This is a genomic window from Streptomyces sp. NPDC054786 (assembly GCF_053611685.1).
In genome coordinates, this window is sequence record NZ_JBSHAW010000029.1 from 112,541 (window position 1) to 133,666 (window position 21,126).

General features: G+C 70.3%; 23 protein-coding genes. 15 read left to right on the top strand and 8 right to left on the bottom strand.

From position 1 onward, the window contains the following. Nucleotides 1-18 precede the first annotated feature (18 nt). The 3 genes from ACWGI6_RS24490 to ACWGI6_RS24500 are packed head-to-tail and all read right to left on the bottom strand — an operon-like array spanning nt 19 to nt 2,077. The gene (locus tag ACWGI6_RS24490) at nt 19-792 is read right to left on the bottom strand and encodes an AIM24 family protein (protein ID WP_453269491.1); all 774 of its coding nucleotides are present in this window, start codon (nt 790-792) and stop codon (nt 19-21) included. Beyond that, a complete protein-coding gene (locus ACWGI6_RS24495; protein WP_453269492.1) occupies nt 789-1,439 on the bottom strand; it encodes an AIM24 family protein in 651 nt (216 codons plus the stop codon). The genes ACWGI6_RS24490 and ACWGI6_RS24495 overlap by 4 nt, the downstream gene beginning before the upstream one ends. Next, nucleotides 1,439-2,077, bottom strand: coding sequence for an AIM24 family protein (locus ACWGI6_RS24500; RefSeq protein ID WP_393908631.1), 639 nt, complete (start codon nt 2,075-2,077; stop codon nt 1,439-1,441). Before ACWGI6_RS24500 ends, ACWGI6_RS24495 begins: the two co-directional genes overlap by 1 nt. Before the next feature lie 201 nt (nt 2,078-2,278). On the opposite strand from ACWGI6_RS24500, the gene ACWGI6_RS24505 reads away from it, so the two are divergent. Both ACWGI6_RS24505 and ACWGI6_RS24510 read left to right on the top strand, forming a co-directional pair. Further along, complete coding sequence (locus tag ACWGI6_RS24505; RefSeq protein WP_453269493.1) at nt 2,279-2,629, top strand: DUF3817 domain-containing protein; 351 nt, start codon at nt 2,279-2,281, stop codon at nt 2,627-2,629. After that, nucleotides 2,626-2,937 (top strand): MTH1187 family thiamine-binding protein, encoded by a 312-nt coding sequence (locus ACWGI6_RS24510; protein ID WP_393908629.1) that lies wholly within the window; start codon nt 2,626-2,628, stop codon nt 2,935-2,937. The genes ACWGI6_RS24505 and ACWGI6_RS24510 overlap by 4 nt, the downstream gene beginning before the upstream one ends. 37 nt (nt 2,938-2,974) lie before the next feature. Here the strand turns inward: ACWGI6_RS24510 and ACWGI6_RS24515 are convergent, their stop codons facing one another. Beyond that, nucleotides 2,975-3,955, bottom strand: coding sequence for a DUF5937 family protein (locus tag ACWGI6_RS24515; protein WP_453269494.1), 981 nt, complete (start codon nt 3,953-3,955; stop codon nt 2,975-2,977). Between the two features lie 83 nt (nt 3,956-4,038). Between ACWGI6_RS24515 and ACWGI6_RS24520 the strand changes: the two genes are divergently transcribed. The 4 genes from ACWGI6_RS24520 (at nt 4,039) to ACWGI6_RS24535 (ending at nt 8,279) form a co-directional block, all read left to right on the top strand. Continuing rightward, on the top strand, nt 4,039-5,415 hold the full coding sequence (locus ACWGI6_RS24520) for an MFS transporter (RefSeq protein WP_453269495.1): 1,377 nt from the start codon (nt 4,039-4,041) through the stop codon (nt 5,413-5,415). A 43-nt stretch (nt 5,416-5,458) separates the two neighbouring features. Continuing rightward, nucleotides 5,459-5,968, top strand: a complete 510-nt coding sequence (locus ACWGI6_RS24525) for a MarR family winged helix-turn-helix transcriptional regulator (RefSeq protein ID WP_393908626.1) — start codon at nt 5,459-5,461, stop codon at nt 5,966-5,968. A gap of 85 nt (nt 5,969-6,053) precedes the next feature. After that, complete coding sequence (locus ACWGI6_RS24530; RefSeq protein WP_453269496.1) at nt 6,054-6,386, top strand: DUF3817 domain-containing protein; 333 nt, start codon at nt 6,054-6,056, stop codon at nt 6,384-6,386. Nucleotides 6,387-6,578: 192 nt separating this feature from the next. Continuing rightward, the gene (locus ACWGI6_RS24535; protein WP_453269497.1) at nt 6,579-8,279 is read left to right on the top strand and encodes an acyl-CoA mutase large subunit family protein; all 1,701 of its coding nucleotides are present in this window, start codon (nt 6,579-6,581) and stop codon (nt 8,277-8,279) included. 44 nt (nt 8,280-8,323) lie between these two features. Here the strand turns inward: ACWGI6_RS24535 and ACWGI6_RS24540 are convergent, their stop codons facing one another. Next, nucleotides 8,324-8,914 (bottom strand): hypothetical protein, encoded by a 591-nt coding sequence (locus tag ACWGI6_RS24540; RefSeq protein ID WP_453269498.1) that lies wholly within the window; start codon nt 8,912-8,914, stop codon nt 8,324-8,326. Nucleotides 8,915-9,475: 561 nt separating this feature from the next. On the opposite strand from ACWGI6_RS24540, the gene ACWGI6_RS24545 reads away from it, so the two are divergent. From ACWGI6_RS24545 to ACWGI6_RS24555, 3 genes are all read left to right on the top strand, one after another. Next, nucleotides 9,476-9,820, top strand: coding sequence for a hypothetical protein (locus ACWGI6_RS24545; RefSeq protein WP_453269499.1), 345 nt, complete (start codon nt 9,476-9,478; stop codon nt 9,818-9,820). A gap of 75 nt (nt 9,821-9,895) precedes the next feature. After that, nucleotides 9,896-11,077 (top strand): WXG100-like domain-containing protein, encoded by a 1,182-nt coding sequence (locus ACWGI6_RS24550; RefSeq protein ID WP_453269500.1) that lies wholly within the window; start codon nt 9,896-9,898, stop codon nt 11,075-11,077. Nucleotides 11,078-11,093: 16 nt separating this feature from the next. Further along, on the top strand, nt 11,094-11,435 hold the full coding sequence (locus ACWGI6_RS24555) for a hypothetical protein (protein ID WP_453269501.1): 342 nt from the start codon (nt 11,094-11,096) through the stop codon (nt 11,433-11,435). A gap of 6 nt (nt 11,436-11,441) precedes the next feature. Here the strand turns inward: ACWGI6_RS24555 and ACWGI6_RS24560 are convergent, their stop codons facing one another. Beyond that, a complete protein-coding gene (locus tag ACWGI6_RS24560; protein WP_453269502.1) occupies nt 11,442-12,845 on the bottom strand; it encodes a sensor histidine kinase in 1,404 nt (467 codons plus the stop codon). Continuing rightward, nucleotides 12,842-13,564, bottom strand: a complete 723-nt coding sequence (locus tag ACWGI6_RS24565; protein ID WP_453269503.1) for a response regulator transcription factor — start codon at nt 13,562-13,564, stop codon at nt 12,842-12,844. The genes ACWGI6_RS24560 and ACWGI6_RS24565 overlap by 4 nt, the downstream gene beginning before the upstream one ends. 57 nt (nt 13,565-13,621) lie before the next feature. On the opposite strand from ACWGI6_RS24565, the gene ACWGI6_RS24570 reads away from it, so the two are divergent. After that, nucleotides 13,622-14,785 (top strand): UDP-N-acetylglucosamine--N-acetylmuramyl-(pentapeptide) pyrophosphoryl-undecaprenol N-acetylglucosamine transferase, encoded by a 1,164-nt coding sequence (locus tag ACWGI6_RS24570; RefSeq protein ID WP_453269504.1) that lies wholly within the window; start codon nt 13,622-13,624, stop codon nt 14,783-14,785. Next, entirely contained in the window at nt 14,782-15,783 is a 1,002-nt protein-coding gene (locus ACWGI6_RS24575) for an SDR family NAD(P)-dependent oxidoreductase (RefSeq protein ID WP_453269505.1), read from the top strand. Before ACWGI6_RS24570 ends, ACWGI6_RS24575 begins: the two co-directional genes overlap by 4 nt. A gap of 58 nt (nt 15,784-15,841) precedes the next feature. Here ACWGI6_RS24575 and ACWGI6_RS24580 read toward each other — a convergent pair whose 3' ends face one another. Beyond that, nucleotides 15,842-16,486: a TetR/AcrR family transcriptional regulator gene (locus ACWGI6_RS24580; protein ID WP_393908615.1), complete on the bottom strand. Its 645-nt coding sequence runs from the start codon at nt 16,484-16,486 to the stop codon at nt 15,842-15,844. Between the two features lie 403 nt (nt 16,487-16,889). Here ACWGI6_RS24580 and ACWGI6_RS24585 point away from each other — a divergent pair, with 403 nt between their 5' ends. The 4 genes from ACWGI6_RS24585 to ACWGI6_RS24600 all read left to right on the top strand — a co-directional run bounded on the left by ACWGI6_RS24585 (nt 16,890) and on the right by ACWGI6_RS24600 (nt 21,057). Continuing rightward, nucleotides 16,890-17,867 carry a tetratricopeptide repeat protein gene (locus tag ACWGI6_RS24585; protein ID WP_453269506.1) on the top strand — a complete coding sequence of 326 codons (978 nt, stop codon included), beginning with the start codon at nt 16,890-16,892 and terminating at the stop codon, nt 17,865-17,867. Nucleotides 17,868-18,478: 611 nt separating this feature from the next. Next, nucleotides 18,479-19,096, top strand: a complete 618-nt coding sequence (locus tag ACWGI6_RS24590; RefSeq protein WP_393908613.1) for a DUF6230 family protein — start codon at nt 18,479-18,481, stop codon at nt 19,094-19,096. Between the two features lie 130 nt (nt 19,097-19,226). Further along, nucleotides 19,227-19,793, top strand: a complete 567-nt coding sequence (locus ACWGI6_RS24595; protein WP_453269507.1) for a DUF6114 domain-containing protein — start codon at nt 19,227-19,229, stop codon at nt 19,791-19,793. Continuing rightward, nucleotides 19,783-21,057, top strand: a complete 1,275-nt coding sequence (locus ACWGI6_RS24600; protein WP_453269508.1) for a hypothetical protein — start codon at nt 19,783-19,785, stop codon at nt 21,055-21,057. Before ACWGI6_RS24595 ends, ACWGI6_RS24600 begins: the two co-directional genes overlap by 11 nt. Nucleotides 21,058-21,126 lie beyond the last annotated feature (69 nt).

The window sequence follows — 21,126 nt, forward strand, 5'->3', positions numbered from 1 at the left end:
CCGTCCGCAGAGTACCGCTCACAGCCCGAAGCGGCGCTGGAGGCTCCCGAGGTTGCCAGGGAGCTGGGGCAGTTGTGAGCCACTTTGCGGAGCGTGTCCACCCCCGCCCGGAACGCCCGCCTCGTTCGGTACCGCCCCAGTTGCCAGCTCCGGCATCAGCTGCTCGGTGGACTGCAGCAGGACCGTGCCGGCGCCGATGAACTCGAACTGGTGCTCCTCGCCGGACGCTCCGCCGATTCCGGTGTGCGCCCGCAGCCCGCCCAGGAAACCCCGCAGGTACTGGTGGTCGTAGTGGTGGCACGGGGAGGGGCAGTCGGCCCAGCCGACGAGCGCCTGCGGGTCCACCCGGATCGGCGGCTCCATGAAGACCACCGGGCCGTTGGAAGCGGCCACGAACTTGCCCGTCCCGATGAGGGTGAGGAAGCCCGGGATGATCGACTGTTTCAGTGCGAGAGATGGCTGAAATGCAAGCAAGTTGCCCGAGCGAATCGTGAGGTTGCCTTCCTCCAGATCGAAGGAATTCACATCGAAGGCACGGTCCGCGAGCAGCATCTTTCCGCGGCCCTCGGCGACGACCCAGTCCGCGGCGTGCAATGGCGAATGGAAACTTCCGGCGATCAGGCGGTCCAGGCGGCCGTGCCCGATGCCGTGGAAGTCGATCTGCCCGTAGTAGGCGATCATCTTCCCCTTCTGCAGGAACCACTGGCCGTTCAGCTCGACACTGAAGGCGTACGCGTTGACGTTGTCGTCGGCGGGGAGTGAAGAGACGTCGTGGACGACGGGACCGGTCACAGCTTTTCCTCCGACGCCTGTACGTAGACGGTGCCCTGTCCCGACAGCTCCAGCTGGAAGGCCTCGCCCGAGCCGCGGCCGACCATGTCGCGCCAGCCGAGCGCCGTGGACAGTTTGTTGCGGACGTCGCCGCGGTGGGCGACATAGGCCTGCGGGTCGACATGGACCGGGCGCCGGTCCGTGATCGGCAGCTCGATGACGCCGCCGTGTGCCATCACCGCGGCCGAGCCGACGCCCTTGAGGGTCGTGGTGAACAGGCCCTGGCCGGTGACCTGGCCGCGCACCATGCCCATCACCCCGCCCTGCGAGCCCATGAACATCGTGCCCTGCTGGAGCGAGCCGTCGAAGGCCAGCAGCCGGTCGGCCTCGACGTAGAGCGTCTCGCCGGTCAGGTCGACGACATGGACGTGATGGCCGCCGTGGCCGAACATGACCGTTCCCGTGCCTTCGACGGTCATCAGCGGGGTGGCCTCACCGGCGATCCGGCGGCCGATCATCGAGCCGACACCGCCCTGGCCGCCCTGGATGTTCGGGGTGAAATTGACGTCGCCCCGGTAGGCGAGCATCGCGCCGCGCTGGCTGAACAGCCGCTGGCCCGGCCCGATCCTGGCCTCCACCATGCGGGAGTTGAGCACCGTGAACGGCATCAGACCTCACCTCCCACGGTGTTGCGCTCGCTGGGCTGGACGTAGACCAGGCCCTCGCCCTCGAAGCGGATCTGGAAGGCCTCGCCGGAGCCCTCCCCGAGGAAGGTGCGGAAATTCACCCCGGACTGGAAGTGCTGCTTGAGGTCGCCGGTGTGGGCGACATACGCGCCCGGGTCGACCTGGAGGGGGTACTGCTTGGTGACCCGCAGCACCACCGCGGGGCCGTCGGAGGTGATCGCCGCCTGGCCGCTGCCCTCGACGGTGGTGGTGAACAGGCCGTTGCCCTGAGAGGCGCCGCGCAGGCCGGTGAAGGTCGTGCCCGTCCGCAGCGCGGCGTCCGTGCACAGCAGATTGCTGGCCTCGACGTACAGCTTCTCGCCCTGCAGCTGCACCAAGTTGATCTCGCTGGCGCGGTCGGCGAAGAAGCAGGTGCCGTGGCCCTTCACCTCCATCACGGCCATCTGCTCGCCCGTGAGCCGCCGGGTGACCATGCCGCGCAGGCCCTCGCCGCCACCGGACATCTTCTTGAACGACATCTGGCCGTCGTACGCGACCATCGCACCGTTTTTCGCCTTGACGGCGTCGCCCGTCATGTCGACGGCGAGCACCTTGCTCCCCTGGAGCCGAAACTGAGCCACGGGTCAGACGGTAGTCTGCCGCGGCCGCGCGGGGCAGGTCCTTCGGCCCTGATATCGCCCTGATCTCCGCCGGGCGCCGGCCCGGGGCGTCCCGTACCTCCCCCCGGCGCGGTGATCGCCGAGACGGCTGTAACAATGGGGCGAAGCTTGTGAACTCTTGCACAAGCAGTGCTCCTCGCCCGCCACCCGAACGAGGTTCCCGTGGACATCAAGACCGCCGCCGCCCTGCACCGACTGCGCCTGGCATCCATCCCGGAGGCGCTCTCCTTCCCGGCGCTGCTGATCTTCGGCACCGGTTTCCGTCTGGCCTTCGACTACGACTCCCTGGTGATGCCGCTCGGCCTGATCCACGGCCTGCTCTTCATCACCTACGTGGTCCTGCTGCTGGACGTGTGGAACCGCACGAAGTGGCCCGCCAAGCGCGTCGCCTTCTTCTTCGTGCTGGCGATCCTGCCGTTCGGCGGCCTCTACGGGGACAAGGTGCTCAAGCGCGAGGAAGAGGCCGGCGTGATCGCGGCCCGCGCCCGCAAGGAAGGAATCCTGAACGCATGATCGTCGCCTTCTCCGTGAGCCCCCTGGGCGTCGGCGAGGACGTCGGTGAGTACGTCGCCGACGCGGTCCGGGTCGTCCGCGAATCGGGGCTGCCGCACCGCACGGACGCGATGTTCACCTCCATCGAGGGTGAGTGGGACGAGGTCATGGACGTCGTCAAGCGCGCGGTCGCGGCCGTCGAGGCGCGCTCCGGGCGGGTCTCCCTGGTGCTCAAGGCCGACATCCGGCCGGGCGTCACGGACGGACTGACCTCGAAGGTGGAGACCGTGGAGCGATACCTCGCCGACGGCGACGCCCGCCGCTCCTGAGCGGTCCCCGGGACACCCCTGAGCGCCCGTGGGGGCCTCACCCTCCCGCCGCCAGGGTGATCCCCAGCGGTGTGCGCTCGTAGAGCACCTGGTGTCCGTGCCGGCGCGAGGCCAGCAGACCGGCGTCGCGCAGCACGGACAGGTGCACCGAGACGGAGGACGGCGCCAGACCGAGCCGGTGGGCCAGGGCCGTCGTGGTCGACGGCGCGTCGAGGGCGGCCAGTACGGCGGCGCGGTTCGCCCCCAGCAGCCGCGCCAGCGCCGGGCCCGTCTCCGGCTCGGTCCACAGCCCGCCGATGCCGCGCGCCGGATAGATGACGGTGGGCTGCCAGGGCGGGTCGAATCCGCTGATCACGTCCGGCCAGACGAAGACGCTGGGCAGCAACAGCACCCCGCGGCCGTCCAGATCCTGCATCCGGGCGACGTCGGTACGGGTGCGGACCGTGAGTGTCCCGCCCGACCAGGACAGCCGCGGATGCAGATCGGCGAACAGCCGCTGCAGTCCGCCGCCCGCCAACTGGCGCGACCGATAGGCGATCTCGGCCTCCAGCAGCGCCCGCAGCCGCGGCCAGTCCGGGGCGATCAGCGTCCGCCAGGCCCGCTCGGTGACCTGGGCCAGCTCGTGTACGGCCCGCGCCGGATCCGCCAGCGCCGCCCGGCCGCGCGCCGACTGTGCGGCACCCGGCGTGCCCGCCAGCGACTTGGCCATCTCGGCGCGGGCCAGGGCCGGGTCGGTGGCGCGCAGCCGCCCCAGTTCCTCGTCGAAGCCGGCCATCGGGGTCTCCGGCGGGCGGCCCAGGAAGTCCGGTGTGTAGCCCGACGACGGCATGAAGAGCCACAGCGGCGTCAGATCCAGGCCGGCCAGCGCCTCGCGCATCCGGCGCAGCCACGGCGCGTGATAGCCGTGCCGGTCGGCGCGGCGCAGGGTGCGGACGGCCTCATGGGTCTCGCACAGCGCTGAGACCGCGAACCGGATGCGTAGCAGGTCGTCGGCCCCGAAGTGCAGGTTCACCGGCATGGCCGTGCACGCTCCCCCCGCCCCGGGATTCGGCTGTATCCGAAACAGTACGGGGCGGAACCGGCGTCCGGCAGGCTGCGGGCATGCCCTCCCCTTCCGGGCCCGTGCCGTCGGGCCGCCTTCCCGCCTGCCCCGATGAGGGCGCTGCCGCCGACGCCGGACCCTGCGCCGACGAGGCCCGCGCCGACGGCTACCGCGCCGTGTTCGCCGTCCCGGAGTTCCGGTTCGTCTTCGCCGCGCATCTGCTGTCCTCGCTGGGCGTGGTCGTCTGCGAACTCGCGTTGTCCGTCCTCGTCTTCCGGCTCACCGCGTCGCCGCTGCTGAGTGCCCTGACCTTTGCGCTGGGACTGCTGCCGTACGTCCTCGGCGGGACGCTGCTGTCCGCGGTCGCCGACCGGTATCCGGCCCGGCGGGTGCTGGTCGGCTGCGATGTGCTGTGCGCGCTGGCAGCGGCGGGGATGGTGGCGCCGGGCACGCCGGTCGCGGTCCTGCTGGTGCTGCGCTGTGTGATCGCGGCCGTCGCGCCGGTCTTCGCCGGGACCCGCGCCGCGACGCTGGGGGAGATCCTCGGCGAGGGGGAGCTGTTCGTCCTGGGGCGCTCGGTGATCCGGATCGTGAACCAGAGCGCACAGCTCGCCGGGTTCGGGGCCGGGGGCCTGCTGCTCGCCGTGGTGTCCCCGGGGGCGGTGCTCGCGATCACCGCCGGTACGTTCCTCGGCTCGGCGCTGCTGCTGCGACTGGGGACCCGGGCGCGGCCGGCGCGCGACGGGGCGCGGGGCGAGGGGCGCGCTGCGCTGCTGGGAGCCTCTCTGGGCGGGGTCCGGCGGTTGCTGGCCGACCGCCGGGTGCGGGCGCTGTTGTTGCTGACCTGGCTGCCGCCGGCGTTCGTCGTCGTCCCCGAAGCGCTGCTGATCGCCTACGCCGGTCTGCTCGGCGTCGGCCCGGCCGGCATGGGGCTGCTGATGTGCAGCATGCCCATCGGGGCGGTGGTCGCCGAGAGCCTGGCGGGCTCGTTCCTCGGCCCGCACGCCCGCACCCGGCTGACCTTCCCCATGGGCGTCTTCGCCGTCCTGCCCTCGCTCGGCTTCGCCGCGCAGCCGTCGCTCGGCTGGGCGGTGCTGCTGCTCGTACTGACCGGCACCGGGATCTCGTACAACTTCGGTGTCGACCGCTGGTTCGTCGCCGCGGTCCCCGAGCAGCTGCTGGGACAGGCGATGACGGTGATGCAGGCAGGGCGGATGACGGTGATGGGGCTGGCGATGGGGCTGTCCGGCGCCGCCGCGGAGTACGCACCGCTGCGGGTCGTGATGCCGGCCGCCGGAGTGCTGGGGGTGGTCTGTGTACTGGCGGTGATCCGGGAGGTGCGGCATACGGCGCCGGGACGGCCGGCGGGAGCGGTCCGTGCGGTGGGCGGAGTGGTGGGCGGGGCGGCCGGACCGCTCCCCGATACCGAAAACTGAGACACGGCTGACCACCATTTGAGCGCCGGGTAGGGTCGGAAGCGTGCCGAAGCCGCTCAGCCTTGCTTTCGATCCCATCGCGCGCGCCGACGAACTGTGGCAGCAGCGATGGGGCGCCGTGCCCTCGATGGCCGCCATCACCTCGATCATGCGCGCCCATCAGATCCTGCTGGCCGAGGTGGACGCGGTGGTCAAGCCGTACGGGCTGACCTTCGCCCGCTACGAGGCACTGGTGCTGCTGACCTTCTCCAAGGCCGGTGAGCTGCCGATGTCGAAGATCGGCGAGCGGCTGATGGTGCATCCGACCTCGGTGACCAACACCGTCGACCGGCTGGTGAAGTCCGGTCTCGTCGCCAAGCGGCCGAACCCGAACGACGGCCGGGGCACGCTCGCCACCATCACCCAGAAGGGCCGCGAGGTGTGTGACGCGGCGACCCGCGATCTGATGGAGATGGACTTCGGGCTCAGGGCGTACGACGCCGAGGAGTGCGGGGAGATCTTCGCGATGCTGCGGCCCTTGCGGGTGGCGGCGGCGGATTTCCAGGACGAGTAGCGGGTGTCGTCACCCTCCCCGGCGGGCCCGGCGTTCGCAGGGGGGCGGCGAAGATCGCCCCGGAACGGGTCGTTACGCTCGGGGCATGAAGCGAAGCGTCCTGACCCGCTACCGGGCGATGGCCTACATCACCGCCGTGATGCTGCTGGTGCTCTGCACGTGCATGGTTTTCAAGTACGGCTTCGGGATGGGCAAGGACCTCACCCTCGTCGTCTCGCAGATCCACGGCGTGCTCTACATCATCTACCTGGTCTTCGCCTTCGACCTGGGCTCCAAGGCCAAGTGGAAGTTCGGCAAGCTGCTGTGGGTGCTGATCTCGGGCACGATCCCCACCGCCGCCTTCTTCGTGGAGCGCCAGGTGGTGCGGGAGATCGAGCCGCTGATCGCCGATGACGCTCCGGAGCCGGTGAAGGCCTGACCGCACCCGGTCCGCCCCGGCGCGGTCCGACGGCACCCTTTCCGACCTGCCCCTACGCGCCTGTCCCTGTGCCGGACGGGCGCGTTTGCGTGGCCCGATACCCCATTACGGAACGTGACATCGGCGACGCGTGTGGCAACTCACGGCCCTCTCCCGTCGACAAGTACTAGGACGTCCAAGTAAATTTGCAGCATGAACGCTGACGCGATCGATGAGGGCCGCCGCCGCTGGCAGGCTCGGTACGACTCCGCCCGGAAGCGGGACGCGGACTTCACCACGCTCTCGGGTGATCCCGTCGAGCCGGCGTACGGGCCCCGGCCCGGAGACTCGGTCGAGGGGTTCGAGCGGATCGGGTGGCCGGGCGAGTTCCCCTTCACGCGGGGCCTGTATCCGACCGGCTACCGCGGGCGGACGTGGACGATCCGCCAGTTCGCCGGCTTCGGCAATGCCGAGCAGACCAACGAGCGCTACAAGATGATCCTGAAGGCGGGCGGGGGCGGCCTCTCCGTCGCCTTCGACATGCCCACCCTCATGGGCCGCGACTCCGACGACCCGCGCTCGCTGGGCGAGGTCGGGCACTGCGGCGTCGCCATCGACTCGGCGGCCGACATGGAGGTCCTGTTCCAGGACATCCCGCTGGGTGATGTCACGACGTCGATGACGATCAGCGGACCCGCCGTCCCGGTCTTCTGCATGTACTTGGTGGCCGCCGAGCGGCAGGGGATCGACCCGGGTGTGCTGAACGGCACCCTCCAGACGGACATCTTCAAGGAGTACATCGCACAGAAGGAGTGGCTCTTCCAGCCCGAGCCGCATCTGCGCCTGATCGGCGACCTGATGGAGCACTGTGCGCGCGGCATTCCCGCGTACAAGCCGCTCTCGGTCTCCGGCTACCACATCCGCGAGGCGGGCGCGACGGCCGCGCAGGAGCTGGCGTACACGCTCGCCGACGGCTTCGGCTATGTGGAGCTGGGCCTCTCCCGCGGCCTGGACGTCAACACCTTCGCCCCCGGCCTGTCCTTCTTCTTCGACGCGCATCTGGACTTCTTCGAGGAGATCGCCAAGTTCCGCGCCGCGCGCCGCATCTGGGCCCGCTGGATGCGGGACGTGTACGGCGCGACGAGCGACAAGGCGCAGTGGCTGCGCTTCCACACCCAGACCGCCGGTGTCTCGCTGACCGCCCAGCAGCCGTACAACAACGTCGTACGGACCGCCGTCGAGGCCCTGGCGGCCGTGCTCGGCGGCACGAACTCGCTGCACACCAACGCGCTCGACGAGACCCTCGCGCTGCCCAGTGAGCAGGCCGCGGAGATCGCGCTGCGCACCCAGCAGGTGCTGATGGAGGAGACCGGCGTCGCCAACGTCGCGGACCCGCTCGGCGGTTCGTGGTTCATCGAGTCGCTGACCGACCGGATCGAGGCGGACGCCGAGAAGATCTTCGAGCAGATCAAGGAGCGCGGCAGGCGGGCGGTCCCGAACGGCGAGCACCCGATCGGCCCGATGACGTCCGGCATCCTGCGCGGCATCGAGGACGGCTGGTTCACCGGCGAGATCGCCGAATCCGCCTTCCAGTACCAGCAGGCGCTGGAGAAGGGCGACAAGAAGGTCGTCGGCGTCAACTGCCACCACGGCTCGGTCACCGGCGATCTGGAGATCCTGCGGGTCAGCCACGAGGTCGAGCGCGAGCAGGTGCGGGAGCTCGCACAGCGCAAACAGTCCCGTGACGACGCCCGGGTCCAGACCTCGCTCAAGGCGATGCTGGAAGCCGCCCGCGACGGCGGCAACATGATCGAGCCGATGCTGGAGGCCGTACGGGCCGAGGCGACCCTCGGCGAGATCTGCGGGGTGCTGCGGGACGAGTGGGGGGTCTATACGGAGCCGGCGGGGTTCTGACGGGGGTTGGGGCGCACCGCCGGCCAACCCCCGCGGCCGCCTGCTCAGCCGGGCAGCGCGACGGCGCCGACCGTGCCGGCGGCGATCCCGACGAGGGCCACCGCCGAGACGCCGACCACGACCGCGCGGGTCGGTGTGCCCCTGGTCGTACGCCAGGTCTCCTTCAAGGTCAGGCCGTTCTTGTCGAAACGCGTGACGAACCAGAAGAAGACGAAGGCGTCGACGAGGAGAGCCGCAAAGGCGATGATGAATTTCACCGCGGCGCCCCGGTCGTTGCGCAGGATGACCTGATTGCCGCTGCGCTGGCTGGAGAGGGTGGACGCCTTCGGATAGCTGGATTGCAGACCACTCATCTGGGAATTTCCGGCCACGACCTTTCCGTCGTCGGAGCGGAATCGTCCCGTGCAGGTGTAGTCGGTGGTCGAACCGGTGCCGCGCTTACCGGAGGTGTGGTGGTGCCGGACGAGGTGACACTCCTCGACGGTGAATGTTCCCTGCGTGCCCATCACGCCCGCCTGGGCCAGTCCCAGCCAGGCGAAAACCACGCTGAGCGCCAGGAGCATGATCATGGCGACCAGATGGAGGAATCGCCCCCACGCTCGCTTTATCGTGGATGTGGAGGGAAATTGGGGCATGTTGGGCATCCTTTCCCGGGGGCTCCGGTGAGGTGGTGGTGAGGGGAATGTTCCATGACGGGCGGCGTCGTGCGTCGCCCGGGGGCGTCCTTTTTCCAACCGCCGGAGCGGGCGGGAACCGGCATACGATCAGGCCTTCCGCGCTGACCGGCGGTTGACTTCTCCGCGGCCGGCGTCCGGGCTGCCGTGAGGTGGAGTCGCGGCATTCGCAGCACTCCTTCGCGGTGAAGGTTCCGTGTGTACCTGTCGGGCCCGACGTGGTCAGTCCCCGCATGCTGAAAAGGGTGAGGGCCGCGGCGGCGGCAACGGGCGGCAGCACGCCTGCGCACAGCCCCTCGATGACACCGCGCCGGACGCGGGCCGAGGCTCGGACACGAGTGCGGCATCCCTTTCATGGTCGCCGGTGGGATCACGGAACCCGCTCCCCGGGAGTCCGACAGGCATCGTCGTCAGCGATGCGGATGCGAACGGCCTTCACGTTTCTCCCACTTCTGTCCGGCGGGCGTGAGATACCGTACGGCATCAAAATTATCTGATCTTTAATGGTATGGAGGGGAGCTCGTGGCAGGCTCCGGCTATGACGTGGATCCGGCCGTGCTCAAGACGCAGGGTGGTGTCTTCGGGGATATCGGTTCCGATTTCAGCGAGGCCGCCAAGAAGCTGAAGGCCGCTGTGGGTGGCGATCCCGGTGAGGCCTGGGGCAAGGACGACTTCGTCGGTACCTTCAACGACTTCTACGGCCCGGTGGCGGAGGGCATCTGCGATTCGATGCCCCACCTCGGTGAGGCGATCGCCAAGATCGGCAACAAGCTTGCGGCGATGGGCGCGCATTACGACTCCACCGAGCAGGAGCAGCACGACCATCTCGCGAAGTACGCGGCAAACCGCCCCGATATCGCGACCTGACACCGCACCGGCGTCCGCCGCCGGATATCAGCAATAACCATCAACGCATTCGCGCTTTCGGGGGATTTACGCACCGTGGCCACCATCATGCTGCCGACCGAGGTCGACTGGATCCTCGACCTGCTGGGCTTTCAGTGGCCCAATGTCGACGAGGACAAAATGCGGGAGGCGGCCGAGGCGTGGAGCAGCTTCGCCGCCGCCGCTCGCCGGCACCAGGCCGAGGGCACCACCGCCGCGAACACCGTGCGCGGCGCCAACTCCGGTGAGGCGATCGAGGCCTTCAGCGACCACTGGAAGAAGTACGGCGACGGCGGCGGCTACCTGGACGAGGCCATCGAGGCCGCCGAGGTGCTCGCCGTCGTGCTCCAGGTGGTGGCCACGATCGTGATGGTCATGAAGATCGCGGTGATCGCCCAACTCATCGCGCTGGCCGTCGAGTTCGCCATCGCCCAGGCGGCCGCGCCGGTCACGCTGGGGGCCTCCGAGGCCGGAGCGGCGGCGGCCACGGCGACGACCCGGGTGATCGTCCGGAGGATCATCAACGAGGCCAAGCAGAAGATCGTCCAGGCCATCACCGAAGCCATCGAGAAGAAGGTCGTCAAGAGCGCCAAAGAGATGGCCGTGGACCTGCTCAAGGACATCGGCAAGGACGCGCTCAAGGGGCTCGGGCAGAACGTCGCCACCCAGGGCATCAAGAGCCACTTCGGGGCGCAGGACGGGTTCGACTGGAAGGAAGCCGGGCGGGCGGGGCTGAAACCCGTCGTGGACATCGACGACAAGGGCCACGTGGGATTCGGCGACAAGCTCAAGGACGTCGGCAAGGTCGGTACCGGTGCCTACCACATGGGACAGGGCGTCGGGCAGGTCGCGCAGGGCGACTTCTCCGGTGGCGGGAAGAAGATCTGGGAGGGGCAGCAGGAGCAGGCCGCCGGGTTGACGGAAGTCGCCGGGATCGTCACGAAGGACAAAGAGGCACCGGCCGAGGGCGACGGCTCGGGCGAAGGCGGTACGTCCGACGGTGGCGCCGACTCGTCGTCCGGAAGCGGCGGGTCGGGTGGCTCGTCCGAGAGCGGCGGGTCCGGGTCTTCGGCCTCCTCGTCGGGCGGTTCGTCCTCGTCGGGCGGCGGGGCCGGTGAGTCCGGCGGACCGGCGTCCACCGATACCTCCACCCGCAGCGCCACGCCCACCCCTCCTCCCGCCCCCACCACCGAAAGCGGTCAGGCCGAGGCCGATCGGGCGCGCAACGCCTTCGGCTGAGAGGAACTCCCGAACCATGAACAGCAGCGACGACCTCACCGCCCCCGGTGACCGCGACTACCCCGTCGAGGACAAGGACCTCTCGGAGGAGCAGAACGAGCACCTGACCAAGGCGCTCCGAGCCGTACGGGGCAATCCGGCCGCGCCGCCCGCACTGCAGGATCTGGCGCGCAAAATGCTCGGTGGCCGGGTGGAGCTGAAGGACGTCCTCGACGACCCGTCCGGGTACCGGGCGCTCACCGACGGGATCTCCGGGATGCGGGAGAGCTGGCGGTCGATGCCGCCGCAGGACCGGCAGGCGGTGCGTGCGGAGGTCGAGGAGAAGGCGGCGGAGAAAGAGGCCGAGGGCGGCCGGTGACCGGCTCTACGGCGTTGCGACGGGCACCCGCAGCCGGAACAGTGCCCCGCCCCCCGGCGCCTGCTCGGCGGTGAGTTCGGCGCCGTGTGCGCGGGCGATCTGGCGGGCCATGGCCAGGCCCAGGCCGGAGCCGGGCAGGGCGCGGGCCGCCTCGGCGCGGTAGAAGCGGTCGAAGACATGGGGGAGGTCGTCCTCCGCGATGCCGGGGCCGTGGTCGCGGATCGTCAGGTCCAACTCGCCTGAAACGACGGCGAGTTCGGTGTCGACCGGGCCGCCCGGCGGGGAGAACTTCGCGGCGTTGTCGAGGAGGTTGGACAGCAGCCGGGACAGGCGGGGCGGCACTCCGGGGATCGTGAGGCCGGCCGCTGCCGGGTCGATTCCGGCGCTGAAGGTGATCTCCGGCCAGTGTTCGCGGGCCGCGGTCACCGCGTGCTCCAGGAGGGCGGCCGGGCGTACCTGCTCCACCAGGGGCTGCGGCTCCTCGTCACGGGCCAGTTCGATCAGGTCGTTGACGAGGGTGGTGACCTCGCGCAGCTGGCGGCCCAGCGCGGCCGAGGCGCGGTCGCGCTGGGCATCGGTCAGGCGGTCGGCGCGGGCCAGGAGCTCGGCGTTGGTGCGCAGCGCCGTCAGCGGGGTGCGCAGCTCGTGCGAGGCGTCGGCGACCAGCCGGCGCTGGGCGGTGACGGACTGTTCCAGTTCGCCGAGCATGGTGTTGAAGCTGGTGGCGAGGCGGGTGACCTCGTCCTCCCGGGCCGGTGGTCCCGCGGGGAGTTCGATGCGGTGGCGGGCGTCGCGGGTGGCGGCGATGCGTTCCGCGGTGGCGGTGAGCCGGGCGACCGGGGCCAGGCCCGTACGGGACACCCAGGAGCCGAGCGCGGCGGCCAGCAGGACGCCGATGCCGCCGACCGCGGACAGCGCCCAGGCGGCCTGTTGTACGCCCCGGTCGACGGTATCGGAGCGCTGGGCGACCTGCACCGCCTCGTCCTTGGTCCCCAGGCGCATGGTGAGCATGCGGACCGGCTGCCCGGCCACCGTGAGCTTGTTGTAGAACGCCGCGTGCCGGCCGTCGGCGACCTGCCGGGTGGCGTCGGAGACGGGAAGCTCATACCGCTCGCGCGGGTCCTTGGCGGGGTCGGACGGCACGATCTGGATGCAGGGCGAGGCCGGGTATCGGCAGAGGGTGTCACTTGCCGTCGGGCCCCAGTCGTGGCGCTGCCGGATGGCCTGCGTGGCCGTCTGGGTCAGGTTCAGATCCAGCTGACGGGTCATCTGGCGGTCGATGATGGAGAACGCGGCCGCACAGACGCCGACCGCCACCAGTGCCACCGCGGAGGAGGCGGCCAGCGCCAGCCGGGCGCGCAGCGGGCGGCGCCGCCGCCAGCGGGCCCCCAGGCCGCGGGTGCCGGTCATGCGCCCTCCGTGTGGTCCAGGCGGTAGCCCACCCCGTGCACGGTGTGGACGAGGCGCGGCTCGCCGTCCGCCTCCAGCTTGCGGCGCAGATAACCGATGTAGACGGCCAGGGAGTTGGAGTCGGGGCCGAAGTCGCGGCCCCAGACGCGCTCCAGGATCACTTCGCGCGGCAGCACCTGCCCGGGGTGCAGCAGCAGCAGTTCCAGCAACGCCCATTCGGTGCGGCTGAACTCCAGCGGCCGGCCGGCCCGGTGGCCGGTGCGGGTCATGGGGTCGACGACCAGATCGCCGAAGGAGAGCCGGGTGTCCTCGACGGCCGTGGTCGAGGCCCGGCGCAGCAGGGCCCGGACGCGGGCCACCAACTCGTCCAGGGCGAACGGTTTGACGAGATAGTCATCGGCGCCGGCGTCGAGCCCGTCGACCCGTTCGCTGACCGAGTCCAGCGCGGTCAGGACGAGGATCGGGGTGCGGTCGTCGAGCGCGCGCAGCCGGCGGCAGACGGCCAGACCGTCCAGGACGGGCATCATCACGTCCAGCACGATGGCGTCCGGCTGCCAGCCGGCGACCTCCGAGAGGGCGGCCAGGCCGTCGGCGGCGCCACGTACCTCATAGCCCTCCACGGCGAGGCCGTCCTCCACGGCGGCGCGCACCTCCGGTTCGTCGTCGACGACGAGGATCTTGGCGGCGGGGGTGTTCCCGGGCGTGGGCGGCATGGACATAGGCTGCCAAACACCTCTCTTAGAAGCTTCTTAGGGCGCATCGCGAGCGTGGCGAGCATGCGCACACCACTCTCTGTCGTGATCGGTGCGGGCGGCACCGGCGGCCACATCTATCCCGGACTCGCTCTCGCCGACGCGCTCCGCCGGGCCGTGCCCGATGCGGTGATCTCCTTCGTCGGGACCGAACGCGGCCTGGAGACACGGCTGATCCCCCAGGCCGGATACCGGCTGCACACCGTCGACATGATTCCCTTCGACCCCTCGCTCGGCGCCCGACGCTATCTGCTGCCGGCCGCACTGCTGCGCTCGGGTGCCCAGTGCCGGACGATCCTCAAGGAACAGAAAGCCCAGGTCGCGGTCGGTATGGGCGGCTATCCGAGCGCCCCGGTGATCGTCGGGGCCAGGCTGGCCGGGCTGCCGAGCCTGGTCCATGAGTCCAATGCGGTGCCCGGCCGGGCCAACAAGTTCGCGGCCCGGCTCACCCCGCACATCGCCCTCGCCTTCGACCGCAGCCGGGACCATCTGGCGGGCGGTGAGCGGGCGGAGACGGTGGGGATGCCGCTGGTGGGCCCGCTGGCCGAGCTGGACCGGGCAGGGCTGCGGCCCACCGCCCGCCGGGCCCTGGGCGTTCCGGACGGGGCGCGGCTGCTGCTGGTCAACGGCGGAAGCCTGGGGGCGGCCCGGCTGACCGATTCGGCGGTGGGCCTGGCCGGCCGCTACCGGACGCGCAGCGACCTGCGGCTGCTGATCAAGACCGGGCCCGCGGCCCTGGAGGAGACCCGGGCCCTCCTGGCGGCGAACGGCGGGGACGCGGTCGCCCAGGCCGTGCCGTACCTGGACCGGATGGACCTGGCGTATGCCGCCGCCGATCTGGTGGTGTGCCGGGCCGGTTCGGCGACCGTCGCCGAGCTGGCCACCATCGGGATGCCGGCCGTCCTCGTGCCGTATCCGCACGCGCCGGGCGACCACCAGACACATAACGCACGGGTGCTCTCGGACGCCGGGGCGGCGCTGCTGCTGCCCGATCCGCAGACCTCGGCGGAGCGGCTGGACGAGCTGGTCACCCCGCTTCTCGACGATCCCGGCCGGCTCGCCGCGATGGGCGCGGCCGCCGACCCCGGGACCCATGCGCGGGCCGCCGGACTGCTGGCCGACAAGGTGCTGGCGCTGGCCGGCCACCCGCACGACAACCACCCCCTCACGATGAAGGAGTCAGCATGAGCAGCAGTACGCAGTGGACGGGCCGTCAGGTCCTGGTCACCGGGGCCGAGGGATTCATCGGCTCGGCCCTGGTCGACATGCTGGTGGAGGCCGGCGCCCAGGTGCGCGCGTTCGTCCATTACAAGCCGTACGCCGAAAAGGGAAATCTGGCGCGTTATCTCGTGCCGGGCGGCCCGGTCGAGATGATCGCGGGGGATGTGCGCGACGCGGGCCGGGTGATGGACGCGGTCGCGGGCTGCGACACCGTCTTCCATCTGGCCGCGCTGATCGGGATTCCGTACAGCTATGACGCGCCGGGCGCCTATGTGCAGACGAATGTGGTCGGTACGGAGAACGTCGCGGAGGCCTGCCGACGGCATGCGGTGCGACGGCTGGTGCATACGTCCACCAGTGAGGTCTACGGGACCGCGCTGACCGCGCCGATCGGCGAGGACCACCCGTTGCAGCCGCAGTCGCCGTACTCCGCCTCGAAGATCGGCGCGGACATGATGGCGCTGTCGCACCGGCACGCCTTCGGGCTGCCGGTGACCGTGGTGCGGCCGTTCAACACCTACGGGCCCCGGCAGTCCGCGCGCGCCGTGATCCCCACGATCCTGGCCCAACTCCACGCGGGTGCCCGGCAGATCAAGCTCGGCTCGCTCACCCCGACCCGCGACTTCACCTATGTCACGGACACCGCGGCCGGATTCCTCGCGCTGGCCGACTGCGACCGGGCGCTGGGCGAGGTCGTCAACCTCGGCACCGGTCGGGAGATCGCCATCGGGGCGCTCGCCGAGGCGCTGATAGCGGCCTCGGGCCGGGAGGCCGAGGTGGTGGTGGACACCGCGCGGCTGCGGCCCGCCGGCAGTGAGGTCGAGCGGCTGCTGTCGGACAACTCCCGGGCGCGCGAGTGGGCTTCGTGGCGGCCGGAGGTCTCCCTGGAGCAGGGGCTGAAGTGGACGTCGGAGTGGGTGGCCGGGAACCTGCGGCTGTTCGCGGCGGACCGCTACCAGGTCTGACCGGCGCCGCGGCGGGGCACCCCGGTGTCGCGCCGCGGCCGGGCGGCCGGTTCCGGCCTCAGCCCTGGTCGCCCAGGCCGGACAGCCCGGTGAGGAAGAGGGCGGTGAAGTCACGCCCCCACGCGGCATCCACGGGTTCACCGCTGACCAGGGTGCGGTGCACGATCGCCCCGGCGATCACATCGAAGATCAGGTCCATGTTGCGGGCCGCTGCCCGCTCGCCCTCCTCACCGGGGGTGTCCGGGGGCAGCTCGCCGCGGGCCTGCGCACGCGAGCGGCCCAGCAGGACCAGCCGCTTCTGGCGGTCGACGATCGCCGAGCGGATCCGTTCGCGCAGTGCCTCGTCGGTGGTGGACTCGGCGACCACGGCCATCAGCGCCGTCTTGGTCTCCGGCCGCGCGAGCAGCGCGCCGAACTGCAGCACCACGCCCTCGATGTCGGACTGCAGACACCCCCGGTCGGGGAGTTCGAGCTCGTCGAAAAGGACCGCCACGGCGTCCACGACGAGCTCGTTCTTGTTGGCCCAGCGGCGGTAGAGCGTCGTCTTGGCGACGCCGGCCCGGGCCGCCACATCGCTCATGGTGAGCCGCCCCCAGCCCAGATCGACGAGCGCGGTACGGGTCGCGTGCAGGATCGCGAAATCGGTCTCGGCGCTGCGGGGGCGGCCCGTGCGGCCTTTCCGGGGGCTGGCGGCGTGGTGCATGCGGGCGACCATACCGGCGAGTACGGGCGGCGCCCCCTGTGAGGCAGATCACTCTCCACGGGGCCGGAACCGGTTGTTGTGCAGGGGCGACGGCCAGTTACGCTACGGGTCGTAGCGTAAGAGCGATAACCACTGGCCATGGGTGGGGACCCATGGCCGCGCACGACGGTCCTCCTCGGGACCGCACACCGGTCCTCCTCGGGGCCGCAACGGGCAGCGATCCCGGACGTACGCCGGCATTCCGGCGGGGCGTACGGACGGGGTGCGCCGCCCGGCACGAAGGCCTTGCGGGGGCATCGGACCGACCGTCCGCACCGCGGGCCGCAGTACCGACCGCGTCGCCGACCGCAGTGCTTTCCGGATCGCTTTTCGGAACGGCCCGCCCAGGGGGGAGGATGGACCCATGCAGCCACGCAATATGTCCATGAGTGGAGTCGTCGACCTCGCAGCGGTGAAGGCGGCCGGGGAAGCGAAGCAGAAGGCGGAGCAGGCACGCGCCGAGGCCGCCCGTACGGGCCAGGCACCCGCGAGCGGTGCCCCCCTGGTGTTCGACGTCGACGAGGCGGGGTTCCAGCAGGACGTCCTGCAGCGCTCCACCGAGGTCCCGGTCGTCATTGACTTCTGGGCCGAGTGGTGCGAGCCGTGCAAGCAGCTGGGTCCGCTGCTGGAGCGCCTCGCGGGCGAGTACGCCGGCAAGTTCGTGCTGGCCAAGATCGACGTCGATGCCAACCAGATGCTGTTCCAGCAGTTCGGGGTGCAGGGCATCCCGGCGGTCTTCGCGGTCGTCGCGGGGCAGCCGATCCCGCTGTTCCAGGGCGCGGCCCCGGAGTCGCAGATCCGCCAGGTGCTCGACCAGCTGGTGCAGGCCGCCGAGCAGCAGTTCGGCATCGTGGGAGCGCCCCTCGACGCGCAGGACGCGGGCGAGCCGGCGGAGGAGGCCGAGGCCCCGCCGGTGCCGGCCGGTCCCTACGACGCGCTGCTGGAGGCCGCGAGCCAGGCGCTCGACGACGGCGATCTGGGCGGTGCCGTCCAGGCGTACAAGAACGTGCTCAACGATGACCCGGCCAACCCGGAGGCCAAGCTCGGCCTGGCGCAGGCCGAACTTCTGCGCCGGGTGCAGGATCTGGACCCGCAGGCGGTGCGCCAGGAGGCCGCGGAGAACCCGGCCGATGTGCAGGCGCAGATCCGTGCCGCGGACCTCGACCTGGTCGGCGGGCACATCGAGGACGCGTTCGGCCGACTGGTCGACGCGGTCAAGCGGTCGGCGGGTGACGACCGGGAGGCCGCGAGGCTGCGGCTGCTGGAGCTGTTCGAGGTCATCGGTGCGGAGGATCCGCGGGTGACGGCGGCGCGTACCGCGCTGGCCCGGGTGCTGTTCTGACCCGCTGTCTTCGAACTCGCCCGCTTCTGACCAGTACGACCTCCATGAGTTGACCGAACAAACGACCCGGCGGCCACGTTTTACCAAAACTTGGTAATCGTGGCCGCTGTTACTTCAAGTAAGCCTGAGCGGCCTCCTTGCGGCACTGTGTCCGCAATTGCCCAATGTCCCCTCACCGTTAGTGGCGACCGTGTGTGTCCGGTTGATTTCGGTGGGTCGTGACGTGGTTATCGGGTCGTTACCCGCAAGTAACGAGCCCCTTGTGCGGCGGCCTCGAATGGACCACGATCGGCCAGGCTCGGTCCATTCCCGCAGCCCGGCATCCGGTTGGTGCCGCGGGGTACTTGGGTCCCCACCGAGTGGTCGGCGGCAGTGTCGCCGGCCGTGGACAGGGGGGTCTCTGCCCCACCCGGCAGGGCCTGTCCAGGAGGTTGCGCGAGAGCGTGGCCAGTGGTTGTCGCTCGGGGGTGATCGCCGGTATTCGGAACACGCTGTGCCTCCGAGACAGGCGCTCTCCTTCCCGAGGACGTAGCACTTCTCCCATCCCAGGTAGGGCTGTCCCAACTGAGGCGACCCGTACCGGAGATGTACGTCCGAGAAGGAGGAAAGTCATGGAGTCCCTGGCTCGTGGCGGGACCAGATGGAAGCGGTTCGCCGTCGTCATGGTGCCGAGCGTCGCGGCTACTGCCGCGATCGGCGTTGCCCTCTCGCAGGGTGCGCTCGCGGCGTCGTTCAGCGTGTCCGGCCAGCAGTTCAAGGTCACTACGGACCGGCTGGACGGCACCGGATTTGTTCAGTACGGAGCCATTGACGCCCAGAAGGGCGGCAAGCAGGTCCCGGTGGCGGTCTCGGGGTTCTCGAACGCCAAGATCAAGAACCTCTGCCAGTCGGTAGTCGTTCCGGTCCCGGTCTTCGGCGATGTGTCGATGAAGCTGTCGGCCGGTGGCGGTAGCACGCCTGTCGAGGCGAAGAACCTTTACATCGACCTCGACCAGCTGGACGCGGACGCGACCTTCAACAACATCGACATCGGTGTTGCTGCAGGCTCGACGACCAAGGGTCCGGGCATGCACAAGGGCGACAAGGCCGACCCGGGCTCGTTCGCCCAGCAGGCCGACTCGGCCGTGCTGACCCACGTCAGGCAGCAGGCATGGGCCACGACGGCCGGAACGTTCAAGCTCAGCGGCCTGAAGATGAGCGTCGCAAAGGGCAAGAGCGAGTGCTACTGACGCACTGAGCGTGCGGGCGCGGGGTTGAGCTGTGCGGCATTCGCCGTTCCCCGTGCCCGTACGCCGGGTAGCGCCTAGTAGGACACCAGCACAGAACCACCGATTTGCCAGTCCCGAGGAGCTGTACGACATGAGCGCCGAAACGCGACCACGGCTGATCGAGACCATCGGCCGGAAGCGGACTTCGTTCCGGGAGTGGCGCGGACACCGCCCCTACTGGGGCGGATTGCTGACTCTGCTGGCCGGCATCCCGATCATGTACATCCCTTACGCGAATCTCACGATCGGTTCCCTGACCGTCCGCATGGCGACCACCGCCGGCGCCGGCTCGCTGATCATCGGCGTACTGCTGGTCGTGCTCGGTCTGACCATGTGGTTCCAGCCCGCCTCGCGCGTTTTTGCGGGTGTGGCGGCGATTCTGCTCTCCCTGGTCTCCCTGGTCGTCTCGAACTTCGGTGCCTTCCTGATCGGCTTCCTCCTGGGGCTGATCGGCGGTGCGCTGGGAGTCTCCTGGGCGCCGGGCAAGGCCGACCGGAGCGAGGACGACGCCGAGGAACCGGACCGCAACACGGTTGCCGGACCGGTGCTTGCCACGCACCCCGCGTCGGCTGCCGGTCCCCGGTTGGGCAATGGACTGGACGACCTGTCAGGAACGAGCCCGACCAACGGAACGAACGGGAGGCACCGTGCCGGGTGACGAGCTGCACGAGAGCGCAGCTGCCGGGGCGAGAACCGGGCCGAGGCACGCGGCGCCGAGGAAGCCGCTGCTGACTCGGCTCCACGTGCCCGCGGGCAAGGCGATAGCCATTGCCGCCATGCCGTCCGCCGTGCTCATGGGCATGGGGCTGACGCCCCAGATGGCCATAGCCAAGCCGGCGCCCAAGAGCCCCTTCAAGGACGGCCCGTGCGTCACCGCTCCGGACAAGGTGGACGACAAGGACGCCAAGTCCAAGGACGGTGCGGCGGACAAGCAGAACAAGACGGACGACAAGGGTGCGACGCAGGGCAAGGACGACACCAAGCCGTCCGCCTCGCCCTCACCCTCGGCCGGTAAGGACGCCGACAAGGCGCCCGAGCCGTCCGGCTCCGCGAAGACCGACGGGCCTTCGGGCTCCGCGACTCCGTCGCCGTCGGCCTCCGAGGAGAAGAAGGACGACGGCGGTCTGCTGGGCGGCGTCGGTGACGCGCTCGGCGGTCTCCTCGGTGGCGACAAGTCCGAGGAGCCGTCGGCTTCGCCGAGTCCCTCGACGTCCGAGTCGGCCTCGCCGTCCGCGTCCAAGGACTCCGGCTCCGCCACCGACAAGGTCACCAAGCCGGTCACGGACACGGTCGACGGCCTCAAGGACGGCGCCGGCAAGGCCGGGGACGCCGCCAAGAACGGGTCGAAGACGGTCAACGACACCGTCCACGGCGCGGTGGGTGCGGCGGACAACGCCCTGCCCGGCGGCGGCCTGGACGGCAAGGACGCCAGCGGTAAGAAGTCATACCCCTGCGTCGTCGAGAACAAGCAGAAGGGCAAGGGCGAGCAGACCCCCGCCACCCTGCCCGACGACCCCTGGCACCTGGAGTCCAGCGCGCTCACCCTGCGCGGTCTGAACTATGAGGGCGTCGTCAATGTCCAGACGCAGAACGGCCACACCAAGCAGGCCCTGAAGTTCACCGCCGACAGCGTCGACATCGGCGATCTGCACCAGATCGTCGACGACCCGACGTCCGGGAAGAAGTACCACGTCCAGGGCGCACCGGGGTCGACGTCCACGATCCGCGGCGGCAAGGTGACGATGTACACCGAGCGGCTGCAGGGCAACCTCTTCGGTCTGATCCCGATCGTCTTCGACCCCGAGCACCCGCCGCCGATCAACGTCCCGTTCGCGTACTTCACCAAGGTGAAGATCGACCAGGCGGGCCAGTTCGGCGGCAATCTCCACGTCCCGGGGCTGCATCAGTCGATCACGGGCTGAGGGTCACCCCAGCGGGCCGAGGATCATGGACCCGTTCGGGAGCCGCAGAAAACGGCGGTGGGCCGTCCC

Excerpts from the sequence above, each read along its gene's own strand:
- ACWGI6_RS24575 (WP_453269505.1), top strand. The coding sequence starts at position 14,782 with ATGAGCAGCAGTACGCAGTGGACGGGCCGTCAGGTCCTGGTCACCGGG.
- ACWGI6_RS24595 (WP_453269507.1), top strand. The coding sequence starts at position 19,227 with ATGAGCGCCGAAACGCGACCACGGCTGATCGAGACCATCGGCCGGAAG.
- ACWGI6_RS24555 (WP_453269501.1), top strand. The coding sequence starts at position 11,094 with ATGAACAGCAGCGACGACCTCACCGCCCCCGGTGACCGCGACTACCCC.
- ACWGI6_RS24495 (WP_453269492.1), bottom strand. The coding sequence starts at position 1,439 with ATGCCGTTCACGGTGCTCAACTCCCGCATGGTGGAGGCCAGGATCGGG.
- ACWGI6_RS24580 (WP_393908615.1), bottom strand. The coding sequence starts at position 16,486 with ATGCACCACGCCGCCAGCCCCCGGAAAGGCCGCACGGGCCGCCCCCGC.
- ACWGI6_RS24515 (WP_453269494.1), bottom strand. The coding sequence starts at position 3,955 with ATGCCGGTGAACCTGCACTTCGGGGCCGACGACCTGCTACGCATCCGG.
- ACWGI6_RS24540 (WP_453269498.1), bottom strand. The coding sequence starts at position 8,914 with ATGCCCCAATTTCCCTCCACATCCACGATAAAGCGAGCGTGGGGGCGA.
- ACWGI6_RS24530 (WP_453269496.1), top strand. The coding sequence starts at position 6,054 with ATGAAGCGAAGCGTCCTGACCCGCTACCGGGCGATGGCCTACATCACC.
- ACWGI6_RS24570 (WP_453269504.1), top strand. The coding sequence starts at position 13,622 with ATGCGCACACCACTCTCTGTCGTGATCGGTGCGGGCGGCACCGGCGGC.
- ACWGI6_RS24560 (WP_453269502.1), bottom strand. The coding sequence starts at position 12,845 with ATGACCGGCACCCGCGGCCTGGGGGCCCGCTGGCGGCGGCGCCGCCCG.
- ACWGI6_RS24520 (WP_453269495.1), top strand. The coding sequence starts at position 4,039 with ATGCCCTCCCCTTCCGGGCCCGTGCCGTCGGGCCGCCTTCCCGCCTGC.
- ACWGI6_RS24585 (WP_453269506.1), top strand. The coding sequence starts at position 16,890 with ATGCAGCCACGCAATATGTCCATGAGTGGAGTCGTCGACCTCGCAGCG.
- ACWGI6_RS24510 (WP_393908629.1), top strand. The coding sequence starts at position 2,626 with ATGATCGTCGCCTTCTCCGTGAGCCCCCTGGGCGTCGGCGAGGACGTC.
- ACWGI6_RS24565 (WP_453269503.1), bottom strand. The coding sequence starts at position 13,564 with ATGTCCATGCCGCCCACGCCCGGGAACACCCCCGCCGCCAAGATCCTC.
- ACWGI6_RS24535 (WP_453269497.1), top strand. The coding sequence starts at position 6,579 with ATGAACGCTGACGCGATCGATGAGGGCCGCCGCCGCTGGCAGGCTCGG.
- ACWGI6_RS24590 (WP_393908613.1), top strand. The coding sequence starts at position 18,479 with ATGGAGTCCCTGGCTCGTGGCGGGACCAGATGGAAGCGGTTCGCCGTC.